This is a genomic window from Mucilaginibacter pedocola (assembly GCF_002013915.1).
GTDB classification, from domain to species: domain Bacteria; phylum Bacteroidota; class Bacteroidia; order Sphingobacteriales; family Sphingobacteriaceae; genus Mucilaginibacter; species Mucilaginibacter pedocola.
Map to the genome: position 1 here is coordinate 188,450 of NZ_MBTF01000039.1, position 22,962 is coordinate 211,411.

General features: G+C 48.9%; 16 protein-coding genes. 7 read left to right on the forward strand and 9 right to left on the reverse strand.

The window, feature by feature from the left end; translation table 11 throughout:
- Nucleotides 1–17: 17 nt before the first annotated feature.
- From BC343_RS29925 to BC343_RS29945, 5 genes are all read right to left on the reverse strand, one after another.
- Nucleotides 18–8,693, reverse strand: coding sequence for a gliding motility-associated C-terminal domain-containing protein (locus tag BC343_RS29925; RefSeq protein WP_078351496.1), 8,676 nt, complete (start codon nt 8,691–8,693; stop codon nt 18–20).
- Between the two features lie 329 nt (nt 8,694–9,022).
- Nucleotides 9,023–10,618 (reverse strand): glycoside hydrolase family 31 protein, encoded by a 1,596-nt coding sequence (locus BC343_RS29930; RefSeq protein WP_078351497.1) that lies wholly within the window; start codon nt 10,616–10,618, stop codon nt 9,023–9,025.
- Between the two features lie 139 nt (nt 10,619–10,757).
- A complete protein-coding gene (locus BC343_RS29935; protein WP_078351498.1) occupies nt 10,758–11,438 on the reverse strand; it encodes a phosphonatase-like hydrolase in 681 nt (226 codons plus the stop codon).
- A 26-nt stretch (nt 11,439–11,464) separates the two neighbouring features.
- Nucleotides 11,465–12,559, reverse strand: a complete 1,095-nt coding sequence (locus tag BC343_RS29940; RefSeq protein WP_078351499.1) for a zinc-binding dehydrogenase — start codon at nt 12,557–12,559, stop codon at nt 11,465–11,467.
- Nucleotides 12,525–13,790 (reverse strand): DUF5690 family protein, encoded by a 1,266-nt coding sequence (locus tag BC343_RS29945; RefSeq protein ID WP_143822407.1) that lies wholly within the window; start codon nt 13,788–13,790, stop codon nt 12,525–12,527. The genes BC343_RS29940 and BC343_RS29945 overlap by 35 nt, the downstream gene beginning before the upstream one ends.
- A 393-nt stretch (nt 13,791–14,183) precedes the next feature.
- On the opposite strand from BC343_RS29945, the gene BC343_RS29950 reads away from it, so the two are divergent.
- Together BC343_RS29950 and BC343_RS29955 are read left to right on the forward strand one after the other, a co-directional pair.
- Complete coding sequence (locus BC343_RS29950) at nt 14,184–14,852, forward strand: DNA alkylation repair protein (protein WP_078351500.1); 669 nt, start codon at nt 14,184–14,186, stop codon at nt 14,850–14,852.
- Nucleotides 14,853–15,031: 179 nt separating this feature from the next.
- Nucleotides 15,032–15,784, forward strand: a complete 753-nt coding sequence (locus BC343_RS29955) for an SGNH/GDSL hydrolase family protein (protein ID WP_078351501.1) — start codon at nt 15,032–15,034, stop codon at nt 15,782–15,784.
- 4 nt (nt 15,785–15,788) lie between these two features.
- Here BC343_RS29955 and BC343_RS29960 read toward each other — a convergent pair whose 3' ends face one another.
- The gene (locus tag BC343_RS29960; protein ID WP_078351502.1) at nt 15,789–16,394 is read right to left on the reverse strand and encodes a YceI family protein; all 606 of its coding nucleotides are present in this window, start codon (nt 16,392–16,394) and stop codon (nt 15,789–15,791) included.
- A 103-nt stretch (nt 16,395–16,497) separates the two neighbouring features.
- On the opposite strand from BC343_RS29960, the gene BC343_RS29965 reads away from it, so the two are divergent.
- From BC343_RS29965 to msrA, 3 genes are all read left to right on the forward strand, one after another.
- Complete coding sequence (locus BC343_RS29965; protein WP_078351503.1) at nt 16,498–17,406, forward strand: winged helix-turn-helix domain-containing protein; 909 nt, start codon at nt 16,498–16,500, stop codon at nt 17,404–17,406.
- A 125-nt stretch (nt 17,407–17,531) separates the two neighbouring features.
- Nucleotides 17,532–17,924 carry a TraR/DksA family transcriptional regulator gene (locus tag BC343_RS29970; protein WP_078351504.1) on the forward strand — a complete coding sequence of 131 codons (393 nt, stop codon included), beginning with the start codon at nt 17,532–17,534 and terminating at the stop codon, nt 17,922–17,924.
- Between the two features lie 73 nt (nt 17,925–17,997).
- Nucleotides 17,998–18,486 carry a peptide-methionine (S)-S-oxide reductase MsrA gene (gene msrA / locus BC343_RS29975; protein WP_078351505.1) on the forward strand — a complete coding sequence of 163 codons (489 nt, stop codon included), beginning with the start codon at nt 17,998–18,000 and terminating at the stop codon, nt 18,484–18,486.
- Nucleotides 18,487–18,556: 70 nt separating this feature from the next.
- Here the strand turns inward: msrA and BC343_RS29980 are convergent, their stop codons facing one another.
- Together BC343_RS29980 and BC343_RS29985 are read right to left on the reverse strand one after the other, a co-directional pair.
- Nucleotides 18,557–19,516, reverse strand: coding sequence for a nitrilase family protein (locus BC343_RS29980; protein WP_078351506.1), 960 nt, complete (start codon nt 19,514–19,516; stop codon nt 18,557–18,559).
- A gap of 61 nt (nt 19,517–19,577) precedes the next feature.
- On the reverse strand, nt 19,578–20,387 hold the full coding sequence (locus BC343_RS29985; RefSeq protein ID WP_078351507.1) for a helix-turn-helix transcriptional regulator: 810 nt from the start codon (nt 20,385–20,387) through the stop codon (nt 19,578–19,580).
- Between the two features lie 117 nt (nt 20,388–20,504).
- Here BC343_RS29985 and BC343_RS29990 point away from each other — a divergent pair, with 117 nt between their 5' ends.
- Complete coding sequence (locus BC343_RS29990; protein WP_162276973.1) at nt 20,505–20,927, forward strand: SgcJ/EcaC family oxidoreductase; 423 nt, start codon at nt 20,505–20,507, stop codon at nt 20,925–20,927.
- A 10-nt stretch (nt 20,928–20,937) separates the two neighbouring features.
- Here the strand turns inward: BC343_RS29990 and BC343_RS29995 are convergent, their stop codons facing one another.
- The gene (locus BC343_RS29995) at nt 20,938–21,915 is read right to left on the reverse strand and encodes a DMT family transporter (protein WP_238381901.1); all 978 of its coding nucleotides are present in this window, start codon (nt 21,913–21,915) and stop codon (nt 20,938–20,940) included.
- Between the two features lie 237 nt (nt 21,916–22,152).
- Here BC343_RS29995 and BC343_RS30000 point away from each other — a divergent pair, with 237 nt between their 5' ends.
- Nucleotides 22,153–22,830 carry a hypothetical protein gene (locus BC343_RS30000; protein WP_078351636.1) on the forward strand — a complete coding sequence of 226 codons (678 nt, stop codon included), beginning with the start codon at nt 22,153–22,155 and terminating at the stop codon, nt 22,828–22,830.
- Nucleotides 22,831–22,962: the final 132 nt, after the last annotated feature.

The following is a 22,962-nucleotide window of genomic DNA, read 5'->3' on the forward strand; positions in this document are numbered from 1 at the left end:
GGATGACGTTTTTGTTATTACCTGATGAGCGTTACGGTACCTTTCTTCTTCACTTCCTGCCCGCTGTTCAGTATTATATCGGCATAATACACATACACGCCTGCCGGTTGCCCGTGCCCTTTGTAGGTACCATCCCATCCGTTGGATTTATTGGTAGAGCGGAATTGCAGTTCGCCCCACTGATCGTAGATGGAGAAAGTAGCGCTGGCAACGTCGGCGCCGAAGATGAGCACCTGGTCGTTATTACCATCGCCATTTGGCGTAAAGGCATTAGGGATAAAGATGCCCGCACCCAGCGCTTTTACTACACCTGTGGCACGCGTTACCGATACCAGCCCGCTTACCGGGTCTTTAGCCTCGGCGTAATAGGTAACATCAGCCGTAATTGCAGGGGTAGTAAAGGTTGCCCCACCTGCTATGGCCAGCCCGCCGGTTGCCTGGGTATACCAGGTAAAGGTGGCGTTAGGCGTAGTTGATGATGCCGTGAACGTGGTGGTTTGCCCAATGACCACATCGCGGGTTGGCGGGTTAACGGCAACAGTTGGCGGATTAGCCGGAATATCCAGTATAACGGTACCTGTTGCGCGTTGTGGTGTGGTCAGTCCGCTCACAGGGTCGGTAGCATCAACATAGTAAACAATGCCTGTGGTGATGGGCGGCGTAGTTAACGTTGCACCCGTAAATATTGGCGTGCCGCCGGTTGGGGTGGTATACCAGTTAAAGGTTACGTTAGGCGTGGTTGATGATGCCGTGAACGTAGTGGTTTGCCCGGCCGGTACGGTGCGTGTTGGCGGCGTAACGGTTACGTTAGGCGGCGTTGCCGGTGGGTTTACAGTAACTGTACCTGTTGCACGGGTGGTTGATGTTAGCCCGCTTACAGGGTCGGTAGCATCGGCATAGTAAGTAATGTTAGCCGTAATTACAGGTGTGGTAAAATTAGCGCCTGTAAATATTGGCGTACCACCTGTTGGCGTAGTATACCAATTAAAGGTAGCGTTCGGCGTGGTAGACGATGCGGTGAACGTAGTAGTCTCGCCCGAATTTACGATGCGCGATGGAGGTGTTACAACAACATTCGGCGGCGTACCGCTACCTGCCAAAGTAACCACACCTGTTGCGCGGGTGGTTGATGTTAGCCCGCTTACAGGATCGGTAGCATCGGCATAGTAAGTAATGTTAGCCGTAATTGGCGGCGTGGTAAATATTGCGCCTGTAAATATTGGTGTGCCACCTGTTGGCGCAGTATACCAATTAAAGGTAGCGTTCGGCGTGGTAGACGATGCGGTGAACGTAGTTGTCTCGCCCGAGTTAACGATACGCGATGGTGGCGTTACCACAACATTCGGCGGCGTGTTATTCACGGTGATGGTGATCTGCCCGCGTACAGGCGAAGTACAGGTACCGGCTACACCTTCTACATAGAACGTAGTGGTAGCGGTTAACGGACCAGTGGTGTACGATGTACCGGTGAACAGCAGAGTGCCGCCGGTTGCAGCGTCGTACCAGTTATAGGTTACACCCGCTTGCGCATTGCTCACGGTTATGGTGGCGGTTTGGCCGCTGTTAACGGTAGTTTGCGGTGCCGATAAGGTTGGCGTAGCAGGTGCTGCCTGTATAGTAACATTAACAGTTGTGCGGGTTGCCGACGAGCAGTTAGCATCGCTCACGGCTTCGGCATAGTAAGTGGTATTAGCCGCTACCGATGCAATATTATAGGTAGTACCGGTAAATACAGGTGTGCCGCCATTTGCAACGGTGTACCAGTTATAGGTATAGCCAGCCTGCGGATTAGCGATGCTTAATGTAACCGCACCACCCGAGCAGCTTACGGCGGTGTTGCCGTTGGCTATAACAGGGGCATCCGGTGCCTGCTCTACAGTAACCTGCACTTGCGCCAGGTTGTTGCTTGCGCAGCCGCTTGCGTTAAATGCAGCCACGTAGAAGTTAGTGGTTGATGTTATTGGCCCGGTTACATACGTGGTACCGGTGAATAACACGGTTGTCATGGCCGGTGAATCGTACCAGCGGTAGGTGATGCCTGCAACAGGTGCGCTTACGCTTAAGGTTGCCGTACTGCCATTACAAACCGATACGTTTGATGCGGTAACGGTTGGGTCGGCAGGCAGGGCGTTAATAGTAATGGTTACCTGTGTGCGTGCCGAGGCGTTACAATTACCCGCGCTGGATGTTTCTACATAGTAAGATGTAGTAGCGGTTAATGCAGGTGTGGTAAACTCGGTACCGGTGAACAGCAGCGTGCCATTTGTAGCGGCATCGTACCAGCGGTAAACCTGGCTGGCCTGCGGGTTACTAACGGTAAGCGTTGCCGATTCGCCTTCGCAAACACTCAGGCTGCCCGATTGTGCCGCAACCACCGGTGAGGTTGGTATAGGCAGTACGGTAATATCGCTTTGTGTGCGGGTAGCACTGGCGCATCCGTTAGCTGTGGCTTCTACATAATAAGTAGCATTGGCGGTAAGGTTATTTACGGCAAAGCTGGTACCCGTAAATACCGGGGTGCCACCGGTAGCCACGGTGTAGAAGTTATATTGCTGGCCTGCAACAGGGTTATTCACGCTGATAGTAGCGCTACCACCGTTACAAACCTGTTGTGTTGTGGCGCTTAGCGTTGGTGCGGCTATGGTGCTGTTTACGTTAATGTTTACAGCGGTGCGGCCACCATTGTTGGTGCAGCTTGTAGTGGTGTTGGCTGCCTCTACATAATAAATAGTGTTGGCAGTGATGGCACCTGTAGTAACGCTGGCACCTGTAAACGCCGCGGTACCACCTGTGGCAACGGTATACCAGCGATAGGTAACACCTGCTACAGGGTTAGTAACAGCAAGGGTTGCTGCACTGCCCGAACAAACATCAACATTGGCCGACAGTACGCCCGGTTTTGCAGGGCGTGGGTTAACAGTTACCGTACCCATAGTGCGTGTTGGGCTGCTGCAATCGCCATTGGTTATTCCGGCATAGTAGTTTTGGGTGCTAACCGGGGTTACGGTAAAGCTTGTGCCTGTGAATAGTAAATTACCCCCGGTAGCGGCATCGTACCACCTTACGGTAGCACCTGCTGCATTTGTTACTGTAAGAATAGCGTTATCGCCTGCGCAAACCTCTACGTTATTGGCAGCAAGGGTTGGGTTAACCGGTGCAGGGGTAACGTTTACGGTTACAGCAACGCGGTTAGGGTTGGCGCATCCGTTGTCGGTACGGCTGCTTTCTACATAATAAGTAGTGGTAGCAGTAAGCGGACCGGTTGTAAAGGTTGCGCCGGTAAATATTGGCGAGCCGCCTGTTGCCGCGGTATACCATTTATAAGTAAGCCCGGCGCGCGCATTGCTCACGGTAAAGGTTGCGGTGTTATTGGCGCAAATATTAGCCGTGGTGGCGGCAAGCGCAGGGTCTTCTACCTGTTTGGTAGCGAAGAAAACATTCAATGAAGTAAGCAGGGAGGCCACAATGCTGTTCACTCTGATCTCCACCCTGTCATAAACAGCGCCCGGTGCAAATCTCACCAGAGCCTGTGTACCCCCTGCTAATAACTGTATCCTGATGAGACTATTGGATAAATTGGTGCGGTCGTTGTTGAACGTTGCGCCATTGTACGATGCTATTTGTATTTGATCGAGCACACCAACCGACAGTAACCCGGCAGGTATACCTATCTTAACAGTTACGGTGTCGCCCAAAATACCCGCATCGGCAAAGGCTATGGTTTGGGATGCGTTGGCACCTAATACGCTCAGCGGCACATTAATGGTACTGGCAGTAAGTGTATCGGCGTCAACCGAATTGGTTTGGTTAGAGATGGTACAACCTACGCACAACCCGTTAACATCGGTTGTTTGGGTGGAGCCAAAATCGCAGGCGGTAGAGAATATAGGGTTAACGGTAATGGTAACCTGCCTGCGTGTAGCGCTGGTACAACCGGTGGCTAAAGCAGCTTCTACATAGTAAGTTGTTGTAGTAGTTAATGCAGGTGTGGTAAAGCTGGCGCCTGTAAATATTGGCGTGCCGCCTGTTGGCGCAGTATACCAGTTAAAGGTAGCGCCCGATGTGGTAGACGATGCGGTAATGGTAGCGGTTTGGCCCGAATTGATGGTAGCTCCTGATGGATTTACCACAACGGTTGGCGTAGCCGGTGTTGGGTTAACTGTAACCTGTGCTTCGGCGCGGGTGGCGCTGGTGCAGCTACCGGCAACGGCTTCTACAAAGTAAGAGCGGCTGGCGGTAAGCGCAGGCGTAGTAAATTGTGCGCCGGTGAATATGGCAGTGCCACCGGTAGCGGCATTATACCATCTGAAGGTTACACCAGGCTGGGTTGAAGTCGCGTTCAGCGTAGCTGATGAACCCGAGCAGGTAGCCACCGGGGTTTGGCTAACTACAGGCACCAGCGGTGTTGAAGTAACATTAGCAGTAACCTGTGTACGGGTAGAGCTTCCGCAGCTTCCTGCGCCAACAGCTTCTACATAATACATAGTAGTAGCAGTAAGCGAGCCGGTAGTGAACGAATTGCCTGTAAATACAGGTGTGCCCCCCGCAGCGGTAGTGTACCAATTAAAGGTAACACCGCTAACTGCAGTAGCAGCAAAGGTAGCCGGCGAACCCGAACAAACGGTTACGGTTGATGTTGGCACCACAGGTGCGGCAGGCACAGGTGTTACGTTTACCTGCACCGGCGTGCGCACGGTTTGGGTACAGCCATCAGATGTGCGGCTGGCTTCAGCATAGTAAGTGGTGCTGGCTGTTAATACCGGGGTATTAAAAGTTGCACCTGTAAACACAGGGGTGCCGCCTGTTGCGCTGGTGTACCATTTCACAGTAACATGGTCGGGCACGGTAGCGGTTAAGGTAGCTTGTGTACCTACGCAGGCTGCAACAGTACTTGAAGCAATAACCGGCTTAGCAACTTCCTGGTACGATGCGTAAATATTCAGCGCATTTAAAACGCCTGCTACGCCCGAGTTAAGCCTGATCTGAACCCTGTCGAAATCGGCAGTGGCTACGAAGGCTACACGGAAACGGCTGGTGCCGTTAAGCAGGTTTATGGTGATGAGTGATCCGTTTAATGCAAAGCGGTCGTTATTATAAGTGGTACCATTGTAGGTGGCGAGTTCTATTTGCGAAAGCACGCCCACACTGGCTAAAGTACCGGGGATACCCAGTTCAACAACCACAGTATCGCCTGCACGCCCTGTTCCTGCAAAACGAAGCGATTGAGCTGCATAACCACCCAGCAAGCCAACAGGCACATTTATTTGCGAAAAACTATCGCGGTTACCATCTACAGCGCCACCCGCATTGTTGATGCCACACAATAAACAGGTGCCGCTAACAGCGTTCGACTGCGCAATGGCTGCGTCGCAAGGTACAGGCGTAGTGCCGGTAGAGTTAACCGTAATAGCACCCGATGCTCTTGTGGCAGATACAGCGCCGGTGGCGGGTATGCTGGCTTCGGCATAGTAAGTGGTGTTAGCAAATATAGATGGCGTAGTGTAAACCGGGCCGGTAAATATACTGGTGCCGCCGGTAGCGGTAGTAAACCAGTTGAACACCGCGCCTGGAGTGGTAGACGATGCGGTAAGCGTAGCCGTTGTGCCAGGGTTAACCGCTTGTGTTGGCGGCGTAACGGCAACATTAGGTATTACTACAGCTGTTACGGTAACAGGTACCGGGGTACGGTCAACTGATACGCAATCGCCAATGGATGACTCTGCATAATAAGTTTTGTTTGCCGATAATGCCGGTGTGGTGAAGCTTGTGCCGGTGAATACAGATGTGCCGCCGGTTGGGTTTTCGTACCATTTAACGGTTACGTTACTGGCGACCTGTGCGGTAAACGTAGCTGTTTGCCCGCTGAAGATGGCTGCCGATGCCGGCATCACCACCGGTTTCACAGGCGGGTCGTTCACCAAAATAGTTACCGGGTAGCGGGTACCATCTACGCAGGTACCGCGGCTGTATTCTACATAATAGGTAGTATTGGTGCTAACGGTGGTGTTGAAGGTAGCACCTGTAAATATTGCCGAACCGCCTGTTGGCGTGGTGTACCACCTGTAAGTACCGCCATTGGCTGGCGTAGTAATGTTTACGGTAGCAGGGCTTCCCTTACAAACTTCGGGAGCAACAGGGTCGAACACCGGCCTTGGGAATTGCTGTACCGAGTAATACACCTGTAACGAAGTTAGCAAGCTGGCCACGCCCGAGTTAAGGCGTACCACTACCCTATCGTAATTACCTACAGCAGGCACGTAAACCGCGTAACGGTTGCTGCCGCCCAGCAGGCGCAGTTTTATCAAAGCATTATCCAGCGCATATTGGCCAACTAATGTGCTGCCATTGTATAAAGCAACGGATATCAAGCTGGCTACATTCACATCAGCCAAACCAACGGGCGTGCGCAGCACAAGCTTTACTGTATCGCCGGTAAAGCCCGGTTGTTGGAAAACCATCGACTGCTCAGCATAGCCCCCTAACAAGCCGGCTGTAACCGTAATGGTTGATGCCGTAGTAGTATCGGCATCGGTAGCCAGTGCCGGGTTGGTGATGCCGCAAAGCACGCAAACACCATTTATATTAGTAGTTTGCGTATTAGCAAAAGTACAAGGCGAGTTATTGTTGATAGTTACATTAATAGTTATCGATGTACGGTTTACCGAACGGCAACCAGTGCTGTTCACCGCCTCTACATAATAATTTGTAGTGCTGAAAAGCGCAGGCGTAGTAAAGCTGTTGCCGGTAAATATTGGGGTAGATGCCGCAGCCGACGAGTACCAGTTGTAAGTAATACCTGTTTGTGCATTGCTCACGGTAATGGTAGCAGTTTGCCCTGCGGTGATAGTTGCGTTGTTAACCGCCAGGGTTGGGTCGGCAGGTTTGGGCACTACGGTTACGTTGGCCTGTGTGCGGGTAGCGCTTGGGCAACCAGTCGCGTTAACGGCTTCGGCATAATAAACCGCGTTAGCATTAAGCGCCGCGGTAGTAAAGTTTACGCCTGTAAATACAGGGGTACCACCTGTTGCCGTAGTGTACCAGTTATAAATAATACCGCTGCCGGGTGTGCCTATGGATAGCACGGCTACATCGCCAGCACAAATGGTTACGTTAGCTGCGGTTAAAGCAGGCGCAGCAGGCAGAGGACTTAAGGTTGCGGTTACTTGTGTACGTGACGGGCTAACACAAGTGCCGCCGGCTACTGCTTCCGCAAAATAGTTGGTGGTTTGGGTTATAGCGCCGGTGGTAAAGGTATTCCCGGTAGCCACCAGGGTACCACCTGTTGCTGCGGTGTACCAGTTTATGGTTACACCCGCAACAGGGGCCGCTGTGAAAGTTGCAGTACCGCTTGGGCAAACCGAAATATTATTATTAGTGATAACCGGTGCAACGGGAATTTGGTTCACCGTTACGGTTACTGCTGTTCGTTCAGATTCATCGGTACAGCCTGCGCGCATGGCAGCTACGTAGTAAGTGGTAGTAGCGCTTACGGTTGGGCTGAATGATGCCCCGGTAAATATGGGCGAGCCGCCTGTTTCGGCAGCGTACCAGTTAAATGTCGTGTTAGGTACCGCGGTAGCCGTTAAGGTAACGCCGCTGCCGGCGCAAATATTGGCGTTGTTGGTAACCACGTTATTAAACCTGATGATAGGTTTAGGTATCAGCCTTTCTGCCTCAAAAAGGTTAAGGGTCGATAAAACGCTGGCAATTCCTCCGCCTAAACGCAACTGTACCCTATCAAATATCTTGGTAGGCGCATAAGTAATGGTAAACCTGCGGCGGTTAGCGCTCAGGTCGAGCAGGCGCAGGCGGATAAGCGCATCGTTAAAAGAGCGGGTATCGTTATTGCTGGTATTACCATTAAAGGTAGATATTTCGATATTGGCCAGTACACCCGCATCCAACAAGGCCTGCGGAATAGACATGGTCAATCTCACCGAATCGCCAATTACCGATGCATTTTGATAGATAATGGTTTGTTGTGCATAAGCGCCAACAGCAGCAATACCGGCATTCAGGGTCGATGCTGTGTTGATGTTACCATCTATGGCGTTTTGCGGGTTAGCAACCCCGCCTACATCCACACCCAAATTCAATAACCCTGCCGATATACCGTGCAATTCGTCGATCGCGGTACCACAAGCTGCCGGGTTGGGACCATTGTAAAAGGCTTCGTAAACATATATGCTGCTTAGTGCACCAACCAGCCCGCCGTTAAGCGTTATGCGCACCCTATCGTAAGTTTGCGATGGTGTAAGCATAAGCTGTACCTGGTTGTTGTTACTGAGGGCCGATACCAGCGTTGCGGCCGATATAGCCGCTCCCGCCGGCGAACTGCCATTGTAGGGCCGGATGGAGATACCGCCCAAAGCAGTAACATCGAGCAGGTTGTCGCCGCTGCCCAGTTTGATGTAAACAGGCGTCCCCGCAGCCACTTTAGCGGGTGCAGGGAATATCAGTTCCTGGTAGGTTTGGGCGAGAAGGCCAACCGTTACGTTTACAACGGAAGCCGTTTGGAGGTTGCCGTCAACTGCCGCTGCCTGGTTGGTAACTATGCAATTAACGCATAATAAACCGGTAGCGCCGCTGGCCTGGGTGGTTGCAAAATTTCGTTGTGCAAAAAGATCGCTTGCCGAGATTATTAGCAGACATACCAATAGTACGTACCTGCTAAAATAGGTAAAGGTTTTCATGCATAGATGTAATTAAAGGTGGATGTATAGTGATTACACGACTCTAATTACGGACATGAAATTCAATTTGATTTGAACAGTTCGTTCAGGATAAGGCTACTTCAACTGTTAGCGTTCACAGGGTGAGGACGCCGTTCATTTTGTTCAGATATAAGCTCTACTGTTAAGTGGCACGCAACAATACTTTCTTTATAGTTACAAAAAGAGAACCATTATTTTCAACTAAGAAAAACAAACACTAAAACTAATAACGATTTGAACTTAACTTTAGTATTAATTAACCAACACAAAGTCAACTAAATCAAAATAAAGTAAACCATTGATTAATTTTATTTCAGAAATTCATAAACGGGCAGCCGGTCTATGGCCACGGATTCTCTAATTACGCAGGGGCCTTTAAAGGTTTTACCCTCGTCGCTGCGCCATTTTCCTTTCGGTAAATGAACTACATTTTGCCCGTCCTTTTTTAAAACCGGAGCCACCAAAAACCTTGAACCGAGCATGAACTGCCCTTTCTCTCCGGCAAGGCCCTGGTTAGGAAACTGGTACTCCATGCTCCGTACAATGGGCTCCCCGGTAGCTGCGGCGGCCTTGGCCAGTGCCATAATATAAGGGGTATATTTTGCCCTGATGGCCACCGCTTTTTTAACGGCCGCCAGGTTCTCTGCCGATAATACCCGCCACGGCGCTACCGAAAACTGCATCATGGGCATTAATGCCGAGCATTGCGCTGAGCGCACTACCAGCAGCTCATCCAGCTTACTTCTACCTATGAACGAGCCAAACTCGCCACCGCCTATCATATCGGTGCAGGTGAACTGGTAGCCTAATAAGCCTGCTGTGGTAAGGTGCGGAATCAGCTTTTGCAGGTCTTCCCAATTATGCCCTTTATCGCGCAGGCGTTGCACCAATGGCTGGCCGCCCATCTTCCACATGGCGCGGTATTCATTTAATGGATAACGAAGCCCCACCTCTCCCCAAAGCCTGCTGTGCTCGTTGGGTATTACTTTTTTGTATGAAATGCTATTAGGCGGATAAAAGTCCGCATCTCCGGCATCAAACTTAAAACCATCTAAATGATAGGTATCCATCATGTGCTGCAACCTCCCGCTAAACCATTCAATAGCTGCCGGGTTGGTAAAATCGAGCACCGAACTATAGCCATTCCACCAACTGATGATAGCGGGCTTCTCGGCCTTATTCCATGTTTTAGCATCATCACCTTCGAACAACAATAGTTTCTTAGCCAACAGATCACGAAACACTTCGGTATCGGGCGATACAAAGGGGCTTACCCAAAGCATCACTTTAAAACCCATCCGGTGCAGGCGATCTACCATAGCTGCGGCATTGCTAAACCTATCTGCCCTGAAATCGAACCTGCCATAATAATCCGCCCAGTTATCATCTATCATTAACACCCCCGGCGGGAAACCATTATCGATAATAGCATGGGCATATTTCAAAATATCCTGCTGGTTTTGGTTATACACCAATTCTATCCAGGTATTATACTGTGGCTTGCTGAACAGCAAAGTATCGGGCAGTTTACCTTTCGATGGAAAGAAACGTTTGGATGCATTCGCAAAAGCGTCGCGCAGGTTCCTCCCCGCCGAATCGATAGTTAAAGGGCTAAGCATATTATTAATAACAAGCTTCCCTTTATCTATACTAAACTTAAAGGGCTCTTCGCTCCAAACGAACCTTCCTTTGGTTGATAAAAGCAAGGGTGCTGCCTGGTTGCCCTTGGTATCGGCATACATATTCAAACTATAGCCATCTGCAAAAGGTGCTAATTGAGACTCGTTTACGGCCCCGCCAAACCATTGCTCGCCATCTTTAATGGTGATGATAGTTTGAGCTTTCAACTGCGTTGCCGCGCACACAATTATAACCGCAAATATGAATTTGATAAAACGTTTCATGATACGAAAGGGAGATTTGTAGTTGTGCCCGACTAAAATAGCTATTTATCAACCGCATTAAGCTAAACAGCAAATAAAAAAGCCGGGCTGATTTGCACTTCAGGCCCGGCTAACGTAGAATGTATATAGAGGAAGTTCTTTAGCTCACTAAGGGTACTATCTCCATCAGGTTATCAATAACCTGCGTAGGGTTTGCCGCCAGCAGTTGCTCTTTAGTATGCGCACCTGTAGTGATACCTATATTGAGGCTGCAGCCAGCGTTTTGCCCTTCTTCGATATCGATGGCGGAATCGCCCACTTTGATCACTTCGGCACCGTTGGTGATACCGAAACGTTCCATCGCAAAAACTATCATGGCAGGGTCGGGTCGGTTGCGGCCCACATCGCTGGCAGTAACTAATCCGTCGAAATCAACTCCTTCTTTCCAACCCAGTTTATCAATGATTGATTGAGCGGTTAACCTATCGTAACCGGTGTTCAATACCGAAATAATTCCTAATTGCTTCAGCGCTGCAAATAGCTCTAATACGTTTGGCTGAGGCAATATTTCTTCTGTAGCGTAAGCATCCGTTAGTTGTACAATAAAGTTATCATATATGCGGCCTGTTAATTCCTCGTCTTCAATGCCGGCAAAAGCTGCCAGTACAGCGCGGATGGCCTGTTTCTTTTCTTTACCAGCGCCCTGCTCCAGCACCTGATCCAGGTTGAAATCAAAACCGGCTTCGTTAATGGCCTTATTAAGCGTTTTGTATACCAGGTTGTTCTCGTTAACGGTCGTCCCGGCCATATCAAACACGGCCATCTTAATTTTCTGTTCCATTTTATACAGTTTAAAAGTTCATTTTTTTAACCAATGGCCACGCCTACCCTTACCGGTTTATACTCGGTTGCGTAAGCAAAGGCCCTATCTACCTCGGCAAGCGAAAACTCTTTCTCTACCAAGCTTTCAAAAGGGTATTTAAGGTAATTCTTTTCAATAAAAACGGCAGCATTCAAAAAGTCGTCGTAGTTATAATTATGCAATCCTTTTATGGTAAGTATCCTACGCACCATACGCTGTGCATCAATCGGCACTGCCGCTGCCGGGAACACTGCCCCTATCCAAACCGCTGTACCGCCCAAAGCCAACGACTTTAAGCCTGCCACCATGGCCTCGCCATGCCCGGTCATATCAAATGTTATATCAACCTCCGGCCAGGGGTAGTTGCCTTCTATGGTATCGGGCGTAAAGGCGTATAACCCATCGGCACCAAATTTTCTCCCCCAGTTCAGGCGAGCCTGGTCGCGGTCTATCAGTCCCACCCATTTTGCACCAGCCTCGCGGCATTGGGCCACGCATGATATACCCAGCAAGCCCGCGCCGAATACCAACACACTTTTACCAGCCACATCACCGGCTACGCGCAGCGCGCCGGTTACCGTAGCATGGGCACAGCTTATAGTAGCGGCCACTTTCAGCGGTATCTCCGGCGAAAGTTTTATAAAGGCCGTATTGGGGCGCAGCACGCAATAATCGGCCAGCCCGCCATTAAACATATCTTGCTTTGAAGATGGCGCATGCCCGTATTTAAACAACTGACCGCTTTTTTGCGGCATATCTTCGCGCGGTGCTTCCACACCGGCAGGCACTGCAAATATCGACCAGGTGATGCGGTCGCCCACCTGCACTTCTTCGCCGCGCATATCCCTTACTATTTCCCCCTCCGGCAGGCGCACTATGTCGCCGGTTATCTCATGTCCAAGCACCACGTTATCGGGTTCTTTACGGTGGCCGCAAAAGGTATGTATATCGCTGCCACAAAGCGTGGTATAGCGGTTTTTTACAACAATAGCGTTAATTGCATCGCCATTTACATGGCCTTTAACCGTTCTAAACGGTTTACCGGCGCCATCAAATATAATGGCCTTACCCGATAGCGAGGTTTGGGTTTTGGTTAACATAGGGCTTTAGTTTAGATTTGAAATACACGTAGCAAAACAGTGTAAGCAGCGCACCGCCTACACCCAATAAGAGCGAAATGTCAAGGAACAGCGGTAAAACCGCAATATCGGCAGGCATGGCATACCTAAACAGCATTAACCCGATATAGCCGGTGTAGCCTACCGAATCAACAATATACATCAGGAAGCTTACCGTGGCGCGCTCGCGTGTAATAGCAATAAGCCGCTCGAAGATGATGGCATGTACCGCCACATAAGGCAGGTAAACACCCAGCCCTACCAACACCATAAAGCCAAAATTGCCCAGTACGCCATTTAAGCCGCCCAACGAGAGCAGCAGGATAGCAAAACCCGCCAAACTGGTAAACAGTGAAAAGCGGAAGGCTATATAATGGTTGCGTATAAATATGGCCAACCCGGTAATGGTGATAACGCCGAGGGATACCAGCAACTCAGATGTGGTAAACAGGTCGGGCGTTTGTTTGTAGCCGAGGCCTGCCCATATTTCTACGGCAAAATCGGCACGTACGCTACGCAGTAGGGTAACAAACAGGTAAACCGCTATGATGGCGATAAGCCCGGGGGCGTACTTATTGAAGAAAGCGCGCCGGTCGTGTCCTGTTAAGGGTACGCGCTCGCTGCGTGCTTTTATATCAGTTTCGGTTGGTTTTGGCACGCAGGCAAGCATGGCTATAAAAATAGCAGTAGGTACCATAAACACCAGCCCCGCCATAAAAGGCATCCAGTTTTCGCTTACACCCCAAAGTAGCAGTGTGGCACCAACCGATTTTGATACCCCATCTGATAATATGAAACTGGCGCAAAGCCCGGCAACCAAAAATTCGGTTTGCTTGCGGCCCTCTAAAAAGCTAAGCACCAACCCGAATATTACGCCAAGCGGCAAACCGTTGAGCAGCATGAAAAGCAAATTCCAGGGGCGGGATGCTATGCCGAATAGCAATAACATTAATTCGGCAAAGCCAATAAGCGCTATAATAGCACTAATTCGGCGGGCAGGTTTTATTTCGGATACGAATTTAATGCCTATCCATTTAGCCAGCACATAACCCAGCGTTTGCGCAATCACCATCCCAAACTTAAAGCTTAAGCCAAACAAACCCGCATCGATAAAACTTGCCGATGTATATGGTTTACGATAACCGTACATGCAAAAATATGTGCCAAAAGCCGCCACTAAAGCCCAGGTGGGGTTAGCAAATAACTTTTGCATGCGTTGCTCACGCTTAACAGGGCCCATGAAATGATGTATATTTTTTGTTTAACAAAACTAAACAAAGTTTACAAATGCTATGTTTCGGGCGTATTAAGTTTACATCAATAAATTAGTGTGAGAAGTTGGGGGGCAGCGTACAGGAATTAATATTTATGTAGCGATGGGTTTGAAACCCATCGCTATTAATTGATACTAACGCCCCTCCCGGCGTCCGCGCCTGGAGGTGGGCGTTTTTGAGCGTCCACGCTCACGACTTTCATCAGCGTGGACGCTGACAGAATTTTACATTCAGGCGTGGACGCCTGAATGGGCGGTATAAAAACAACACCAACCCTGAGATGATATTTTCAGCCAATAACCTTATTTTCGAACAACAAAACCCGAAAAACTATGGCTACCCTCACCGAAACCCTTGCAAAACTGGAAGCCCTTGGCGATGAAAAAATGCGCGCACATAATAAGAAGCGTGGCGCACACGACAACCAGTACGGCATAAAAATGGGCGACATACGCAAAGTGGCCGATAAAATAAAGAAAGACCACTCACTGGCACTTGAGCTTTGGGAAACGGGCAATGTGGAAGCACGACTGCTGGCTGCCCTAATTATCGACCCGAAAAAACTTAGGCCCGAAGAGATAGATGCTATGGTACGCTCGGAAAGGTTTACGCAGGTGGCAGATTGGTTTCAGTCGTACGTGGTGAAAGAATACCCGGGCAAGGAAGAGTTGCGCCTGCACTGGATGCTTAGCGACGACCCGATGGCAGCACGTGCCTACTGGGCCTTAACCGCAGGGCGCATTGCCCGCAGCCCCGAAGGTTTAGATATTGAAGGATTGCTTAACCAGATAGAAACCGAAATGCCCACTGCCTCGCCCGAAGCACAGTGGACCATGAACACCGCCCTGGCTTACATCGGCATAAATCACCCCGAATACCGCGAACGAGCACTGGCCATAGGCGAACGATTAGGCATTTACCGCGACTACCCCGTATCTAAAGGCTGCACATCGCCCTTTGCACCGATTTGGATAAATGAGATGGTGAAGAGGCAAGGGTAAACTACGTCATCCTGATTACTTGTTTCAGGACCCCATCATACAAGCCACAATGCAAAACCGCCTTGCATGAACGTTACCTGTCGTGTGGGGTACCGAAACAAGTTCGGCATGACGATAAATATTTTGCTAAATCGATTTTTTACTTATATTTACAGGAACCAATTTATAAAACGCCCCTCATGAAAAAACTACTTCCGCTCATCTGCCTCCTTTTATCGTTCACACTTACCGCCCGCGCTCAGCAAACTGCGGAAGAAGAAAAGAAAGCCCGCGACTGGGCCAATTTTCAGAAGATGATAGAAGAGCGTTTTCATAAAGATTGGGCCTGGATAAAACGCTACGAGGACGATAACACCCGCTTGCCTGCCCCCGCCCACGGCGAAAAACGCGTGGTATTTATGGGCAACTCCATTACCGAAGGCTGGATAAATACCGATTCGGCATTTTTTAAGGGCCGCCCCTACGTTAACCGCGGTATTGGCGGGCAAACAACCCCGCAAATGCTGGTACGCTTCCGCGAGGACGTTCTAAACCTGAAGCCAACCGTGGTGGTAATTTTAGCAGGCATAAACGATATCGCCGAAAATACCGGACCTTCTAAACTGGAAGATGTAGCGGGCAATATCTATTCCATGGCCGAACTGGCAAAGGTCAATAACATCAAGGTCATACTATCCTCAGTACTTCCCGCGGCTGCTTTTCCATGGAAACCAAGCATCAACCCGCGCGAATCTATCGTCAAACTCAACACGATGCTAAAAGCCTACGCTGAAAAGAACCGCCTCGGCTTTATCAATTATTACAGCGCGATGGTAGCGCCGGATAAAGATATGAAAAAAGAACTGGCCATAGATGGTGTGCACCCCAACCTGGCCGGTTATAAAATAATGGAGCCGCTGGCGGAAAAGGAGATAGCCAAAGCGCTGAAGTAAGCGCTTATTGCTTGGTAAAAGTAAGATCGAGCGTTACGGCAATATCGTTTGATATCAGGTTATCTTTCAGCGTAGCCACGGGGTCCCAACCTTTTTTCTCTTCATGGAAATCGATCCGCCATTTACTGCGGTCTATGCCTGCATCGGCTTTGGCGGTTATGGTATCGCCGTTTTTGCCGATAGTAGCGCTTAGTTCAACAGGGTTACTAATGCCCTTAATGGTGAGGTTACCTTTTATGCGGTAAACCCCTGCATTGCCCGTTGGTGTTATTTGCTTTACCTCCATAGTGGCTGTAGGGTAAGCTTCTGTATCGAAGAAACCCGGGGTAGTTATCTCTTTATCAACCTTTGCGCGGTCGGCGGCGGTGCTCCCGTCCTGGCTGCGGATGCTTTTCATATCCATAGTAAAGTAGCCTGTAATGGGTTCGCCTTTGTCGGTAACATCCATGCGGCCATCGTTAAACAGCAGGTAACCGTTGTGGTTGCCTATTGTGGCTACCTTCCACAGCAGTTTACTCTTTTTAACATCTAAACGGTAGTGTTGCTGCGCAAATACAGGGGCAGTGGCCAGTAGCAGCAGTAAAAGGGCGAGTGTTGTTTTTTTGATCATAACATTTTGGTTTGTTGGCCAAAAGTATCCTTATGTTATTCCCTGCAAATCATCGTTATTGTAAATAAAATTGTAAACTTTGTAAAATCAGCATTTACACAAAATGGCATTATTACCAAAGCTTTCGCAGCCCAAAACTAAGTTTGTATTAGGCATTACTTTGCTGCTGTATTCGGCAATGGCCTGCGTGGCATTCAGCCTTAAGGGCGGTGATAGTTTTGGCGAGGCACGGCAGCAAATAGCCCTCAGGAAAGTTGGGCACGAAGTGTTGCGTTACCTGGGTGACAGCAGTTCGAGTGTGCTGCCGGTTATTAAAACAGATGACAACGCCTACCAATTAAAATTCGCCCATGCTTTTACTTTTAAGACCGATTCGCTGGTAAAAATAACCGAGCGTACCTTAGCCGATGCCGGGTTAACCAATCGCCACGTGGTAAATGTGCGCAGAAGCGGCGCGCAGGATGTGGTTTTTGCTTACATCATAGAAGATAAAAAAGCCGACGGTGATAAAGCCCTTATCCCCTGCTCGGGCAGGACACAGCCGCTGGGAAACTATGTGGTGGAGATTAATTTTGAAAAAGACGGCATCTCGTCCGCACAGCAAGGATACCTGTTAGGCGGTATACCATTGCTCGCGCTTATCGGTTTGCTTTTTTCGAGGCCGGCTAAGCAGCAGGTCGTCGCCATATCGGCAACCGACAAACAACGCGAGGAACAACTAACGATTGGCAACACCATATTTGATGCCGGAAAGCGGACATTAAAATTTGAAGGCAATATTACCGAACTCACCTTTAAAGAAAATCGGGTATTGCTGATACTGGCTGCATCGCCAAACGAAATAGTTGAACGTGCCAGGCTACAAAAAGAAGTATGGGAAGACGAAGGCGTAATAGTAGGCCGCAGCCTGGACGTATTCGTATCAAAACTCCGCAAAAAATTGGAGGCTGACGAAGCAATACAACTGATAAACATACGCGGCAAGGGGTATACATTAGAAGTAAAAGCCTAATGGAGAACCAATAAGCAACCACCTGTTGGCTGCTGTAAAAGCGCGATTATTTATTAATAACTAATTTAATTAAGCATAACGCTGTTTTTATAAAACCTTTAAGCGCCTTCTGCGTTGTTGGCTGCATGGAAACGCAAACTCTACCTACAGCAACACGCTATTCGGACCAGGACCTTGAAATGTTCAAAGCCCTGATCACATCAAAAATACTGATAGCTAAAGAAGAACTCGAAGCTCTTGTATCTTCGTTGAGCCACGCCAACCCTAACGGTACTGATGACACCGGCGGCGCTTACCAAACACTGGAAGATGGCGCAGCAACGCTCGAAAAAGAATCTATCCACCAACTGGCAGGCCGTCAAAAAAAATTCATAGAGCAGTTAGAAGCCGCCTTGATACGCATTGCCAACAAAACTTATGGCATTTGCCGTTCTACAGGTAAACTGATACAGAAAGAACGCCTGATGGCAGTGCCGCATACCACGCAGAGTATGGAAGCGAAAATGAAGCAGAACTAAGCACAGGCAGGCCTTAAAATTTACTTTCGGTCCACTTTAGTTTAGGTATCTTTATGTTATAAAATAACACATAATGAATACAGAAAAAGCCATTTTAGCCGGCGGTTGTTTTTGGGGAGTTGAAGAACTCATCCGCGTGCAACCCGGCGTTATATCAACCGTTGTGGGGTATACCGGTGGCGACGTAAAGAACGCCACTTACCGCAACCACGGCTCGCATGCCGAAGGGATAGAGATCGTTTTCGACCCGGAGGTGCTATCGTACCGTAAACTGCTCGAATACTTTTTTATGATACATAACCCTACCACACGCAACAGGCAGGGGAATGACATAGGCACATCATACCGCTCGGCTATATTTTACCTGAGCGATGAGCAAAAGCAAACCGCCGAAGCCTTAATTGCAGAATTGGATGCATCGGGCAAATGGCCCGGCAAAATTGTTACCGAGGTAGTACCCGCAGGCGATTTTTGGAATGCCGAAGAAGAGCACCAGGCTTACCTGCAAAAGAACCCATACGGTTACACCTGCCACTACGAGCGCCCCGAGTGGGCGCTGTGATGGCCTAACCAAAAATAACAAAGCCCTTCAGTTGATGCTGAAGGGCTTTGTTGGTTTAAGAGGTATGTTATTACTCTGCATTCTGCCCGGCCAGCCACGATACCTGCTGATCGGATCTGTGTGTTTGGCCAATAATATCCCTATACAATTCGGGCCGGCGGGCTTTAAGATAGCGTGTACCGCCGGCAAGCGCTATTTTATCGTACTGCAAAGTTGCAATTACAAATTCATCCCCCAGTGCGGTGCATTCTGCCAGTATATCTCCAAATGGGTCGATGATCATGGAGTGCCCGTTTTTCAACTGCCCGCCATCCATACCAACAGCATTGGCAAATACGCAATACACGGCGTTATCATAGGCGCGAGCAGGCAGCCACTTCATCAGCCACTTGCGGCCTTTCAGCCCCTCAAATTCTTCGCGAAGGGTAGTTGGGTCGTTCTCACGGTTCTGCCAGAGTTTAGGGTCTACAAAACCGGCCCCGGGGCGGGTAGATGGTGTGCACATAGTTACATGCGGCATTAAAATAATATCGGCACCCAATAGTTTGGTGGCGCGTACGTTCTCAATGATGTTATTATCATAGCATATTAGTATACCTATTTTCCAGCCCTGCCATTCAAATACACAATAACCGTCGCCGGGCATAATATCGGGGTGGATAAAGGGATGCAGTTTACGATATTTGGCAACAAGCCCGTTGGCATCCACACATACGTAGGCCTTAAATATGTTGCCATCCGCACCTCGCTCGAAAAGCCCGGCACATACCAGCACGCCATGCCGTGCCGCAATGGCCGATAGTTCGATAACACTCGCCCCCTCAGGAATATATTCTAACAACTCAAGCAATTCGTTCTTAGTGAGGTCTTTGGCAAAAGTATAGCCCGTTACCGAGCATTCATGAAAGGCAACAATTTCAGCCCCCTTCGCCGCGGCATCCCGGCAAATACCGTCTATCACTTTTAAATTATAGGCTTTATCGCCGCTTTGATTCTCAAATTGCGCAGTAGCAACTTTCAGGTTTTTCATAAGTTTTTTTTAACAAACTTACTAAGCAGTGACACCCAAGTATTGTAAAAAACCGAACAGCTTACGGTTGGCGCAGCGTGATCAGGTTTAATGCGAGTACCCGGGCATTGTGGCTGTAGGCAGAGGGCGTAATACCGGTAAGTGTTTTAAAGTCGTGGTTAAGATGAGCCTGGTCGAAGTACCCGAGCTGATGTGCATGGCTGCTCAGCGTTAGGCCCGGATGCGGCTTTTGCAACAATTTAATATAAGCCAGCAAGCGGGTAATGCGGGCGAACTTTTTTGGGCCGATGCCAACATATTGTTTAAATTGCTTTTCGAGATAACGTTCGCTATAACCCGAGAAATGGCTCAGGCGTGCCGAATCTACGTTACCATCTAACTTCCGGATAAACCTGATGGTTTCGGCAACAAGCATTTCGCCGCCGGGTAGGCTATCATCAAAAACCTTCGAAAGCATATTATTGATATGAAACAATTTATTGGCAATGCCGGCGGCGTGCATAACTTGTTCCAGTTCTGTTGCATACTTTGCCGCGAACAGGCCGTCGGCGGTAAGCAGTTCGTCGTTAAGTTCGCCGGCCGGAGTTTTTAGCAAAGCCGATAAAGCAAATGGGTGTAACACCACAATAAGCAATTTAACTTTATGCGGTGCATAAATAGTGCGGCAGGCATTTATTTGCCCGTAGCCAAAAACCGGCGGATATGGCCGTTGCCGCAAAGCATCCGCATAAATACTGCCCTCGCAACAAAAAACTATGCCGGGGTTACCGTCGCCAAAAATGCGCAGCTCGTCATCTATGGAATCTGCTTTTTCTATCCACAGGTAATGCCTTACATAATTTCTTAAACCGGGCGCCGGCGGTACTTGCATTTTTTTATTTGATAATACTCAAATATAGAGTTTAAGCCATATAACCCCGCCTGGTATTAGTTTTAATTGGCTGTAACATTTGGCGTTGTAGCACAGTCTCTACCAAAAATGAAAATAATGAGCGATGTTGCCCCGGCACAAAAAACCGCGCATTTGTTGAGTGCGTTCAACAAAGCCATGAATACTTACGATGTAAGCGCCCTTGCAATCTGCTTCGCTACCGATGCTGAATTTACCAACGTAGCAGGCAAACGCGCTACAGGGCGCATAGAAATAGCAAAAGCGCACGAAGCGCTTTTTGCAAGTAAGCAAACGCCGGGCGTACCGTCGTTCTATGGTTCGCTGTTCGAAGTAGAAAGTTCTACCGTACGTTTTATAAAACCCGATGTTGCCGTTATCGACATCAACTGGAAGCAAATTGGCACCACCGGCCCCGACGGACAACCCTGGCCGCCACGCAAAGGTTTAATTAATACCGTAGCTGTTGAGCATAACGGGGAGTGGTTGTTCGTGGTGTTTCATAATATGGTGATCCAATAAAGAACCGCAATTACATCACCGTCGGCAACTGCTGTGCCTTCATCCACCTTCGCTGATACCCTACACGTAGCATTTGCAACGCCAGCGAAACCAGTATCAAAAACAACCCGATATAAAAACTTGCCGATAGCACCTTGTTTTCCTTATAGATAAGCATGGCCAGCAGTATGGTGTAAAGGGGCTCGAGGTTGAAGGTGAGGCTTAACGTGAATGATGAGATGTGTTTCAGCGCACTCACAATGAGTAAGTACAAACCCACGGTACATAGTATGGCCAGTATAAGCAGCCAGCCAAAGTCGGGCAGGGAGGGTATTAGCGTGGTGGCGGGGCTAAAGTACAGGAAAACCGGCATTACTACCGTAAGCCCTATAACGCCGCCCACCATTTGATAAAGGATAATGGTTTCGCTGCGAAAGGTGCCTGCGAGACGCTCGTTGTAAACGGTGTAAAGGGCAGAGAAAATAGACGAAATGATACCCAGCAATATACCTGTGCGAAAACCTGCGTCCATACCAAAAATAAGCGATATACCGCAAAGGGTTAAGCCGCTCAGGAAAAGTTCCTGTACCGAAAGCCTCTTTTTATTGAGCAATGGTGCCAGCAGCGCATTGAAAAAACTGGTGAGTGCAAAGCACACTACCCCTACCGAAATATTTGAATATTTGATGCTACCATAAAAGAACACCCAGTGAAAACCCAGGATAGCACCTACCGCCCCTATCCTTATCTTATTGGTCATGGGGATGTTCTCCAGCTTGCGGGTAATAACTAAGTAAAGCAGCATGGCCACCGCCGCAAAAAAGGTGCGGTACCAGCTAATGAGTCCTTCGTTTAGTGTAATAAGCCTGCCGAATATGCCGGTAAAGCCTGCGAGTATTAATGCGATATGTAATTGGATGTATGCCTTTTTCATGTTGTCTTGTGCACTACGCTGCCCGTGCAGGTAGTAAAATTTGTAATTAAATAATAGGTATAGAAATATATGCATGAGAGAAACCCCATGCTTAAATAAATAGCAGTTTTAGCTTGTGGCTAAAAGTTACGCTATTGGAGGAGAAAGTACGCTATTATGAATTACCGATGGCATACGGCAAACGTATTAAAATTATGCCTCATTACAAATTTTTGTTAGAAATGGCAGGGCACACTATCCGCAGCATGTTATCTTTCGGTTAACAGCCAACATAATGTTAGCTTGGGCGTTAAGCCAATAAAACACCCGCATATGCTCCTCCAGTTACGCCCTGCCGATGGCGGCATGCTTTATACCGAAACCAACCTTGATCATTTTTTCCCCGAACCCTTCAATATGGTTACCTCGGCGCTGTTTCTGATACCGGCGCTTTACTGGATCATCAAAATGAAGGGCTTTGACCGGCAATATACTTTCCTGAGCATAGCCATGTATTTTTTACTGATAGCCTGCATAGGCAGCACCACCTATCATGGGCTGCGTAGATGGGCCTTCTTTATTTACCTGGATTGGGTGCCCATTGCCCTGCTATGCCTGTTGGCCAGCGTTTATTTTTGGTACAAGCTTTTGGGTAAATGGTATTACGGCGCACTGGCACTGGTAGTATTTGTGGGGGTGGTATTCGGTATTCGTACGCTGATGCCATTGGGCGATATGCAATTGGCCATCAGCCTGAATTATGGCGTGATGGTAACCATGATCGTGTTGCCGCTTACCCTGCTGCTCATCCGCATGAAGGGGCATAATGCCTGGCTGGTAGTGTTTTCGTTATTGGCATTCGCCACGGCCCTGTTCTTCCGTATTGCCGATAAGTGGCAATGGCTCAGCATCGGTACACATTTTTTGTGGCACTTCTTCGGTGCAATAGCCACAACGGTGATATTCATTTTTATTTACCGGTTGAAGGCATTTAAGGCAGACCGGCAATGATTAAGCCTGCCGTGGGTATAACCATACAATATCAAGGGCGCACCTACGGAGCGCAATATCTATTATCTTAAGTTCTACAAACAGGTAACCCCTACCGGGGTATGTTTGCTGGCTTAGTTTATCCGCCGGGGG

Excerpts from the sequence above, each read along its gene's own strand:
- BC343_RS29925 (WP_078351496.1), bottom strand. The coding sequence starts at position 8,693 with ATGAAAACCTTTACCTATTTTAGCAGGTACGTACTATTGGTATGTCTG.
- BC343_RS29930 (WP_078351497.1), bottom strand. The coding sequence starts at position 10,618 with ATGAAACGTTTTATCAAATTCATATTTGCGGTTATAATTGTGTGCGCG.
- BC343_RS29935 (WP_078351498.1), bottom strand. The coding sequence starts at position 11,438 with ATGGAACAGAAAATTAAGATGGCCGTGTTTGATATGGCCGGGACGACC.
- BC343_RS29940 (WP_078351499.1), bottom strand. The coding sequence starts at position 12,559 with ATGTTAACCAAAACCCAAACCTCGCTATCGGGTAAGGCCATTATATTT.
- BC343_RS29945 (WP_143822407.1), bottom strand. The coding sequence starts at position 13,790 with ATGCAAAAGTTATTTGCTAACCCCACCTGGGCTTTAGTGGCGGCTTTT.
- BC343_RS29950 (WP_078351500.1), top strand. The coding sequence starts at position 14,184 with ATGGCTACCCTCACCGAAACCCTTGCAAAACTGGAAGCCCTTGGCGAT.
- BC343_RS29955 (WP_078351501.1), top strand. The coding sequence starts at position 15,032 with ATGAAAAAACTACTTCCGCTCATCTGCCTCCTTTTATCGTTCACACTT.
- BC343_RS29960 (WP_078351502.1), bottom strand. The coding sequence starts at position 16,394 with ATGATCAAAAAAACAACACTCGCCCTTTTACTGCTGCTACTGGCCACT.
- BC343_RS29965 (WP_078351503.1), top strand. The coding sequence starts at position 16,498 with ATGGCATTATTACCAAAGCTTTCGCAGCCCAAAACTAAGTTTGTATTA.
- BC343_RS29970 (WP_078351504.1), top strand. The coding sequence starts at position 17,532 with ATGGAAACGCAAACTCTACCTACAGCAACACGCTATTCGGACCAGGAC.
- msrA (WP_078351505.1), top strand. The coding sequence starts at position 17,998 with ATGAATACAGAAAAAGCCATTTTAGCCGGCGGTTGTTTTTGGGGAGTT.
- BC343_RS29980 (WP_078351506.1), bottom strand. The coding sequence starts at position 19,516 with ATGAAAAACCTGAAAGTTGCTACTGCGCAATTTGAGAATCAAAGCGGC.
- BC343_RS29985 (WP_078351507.1), bottom strand. The coding sequence starts at position 20,387 with ATGCAAGTACCGCCGGCGCCCGGTTTAAGAAATTATGTAAGGCATTAC.
- BC343_RS29990 (WP_162276973.1), top strand. The coding sequence starts at position 20,505 with ATGAGCGATGTTGCCCCGGCACAAAAAACCGCGCATTTGTTGAGTGCG.
- BC343_RS29995 (WP_238381901.1), bottom strand. The coding sequence starts at position 21,915 with ATGCATATATTTCTATACCTATTATTTAATTACAAATTTTACTACCTG.
- BC343_RS30000 (WP_078351636.1), top strand. The coding sequence starts at position 22,153 with ATGCTCCTCCAGTTACGCCCTGCCGATGGCGGCATGCTTTATACCGAA.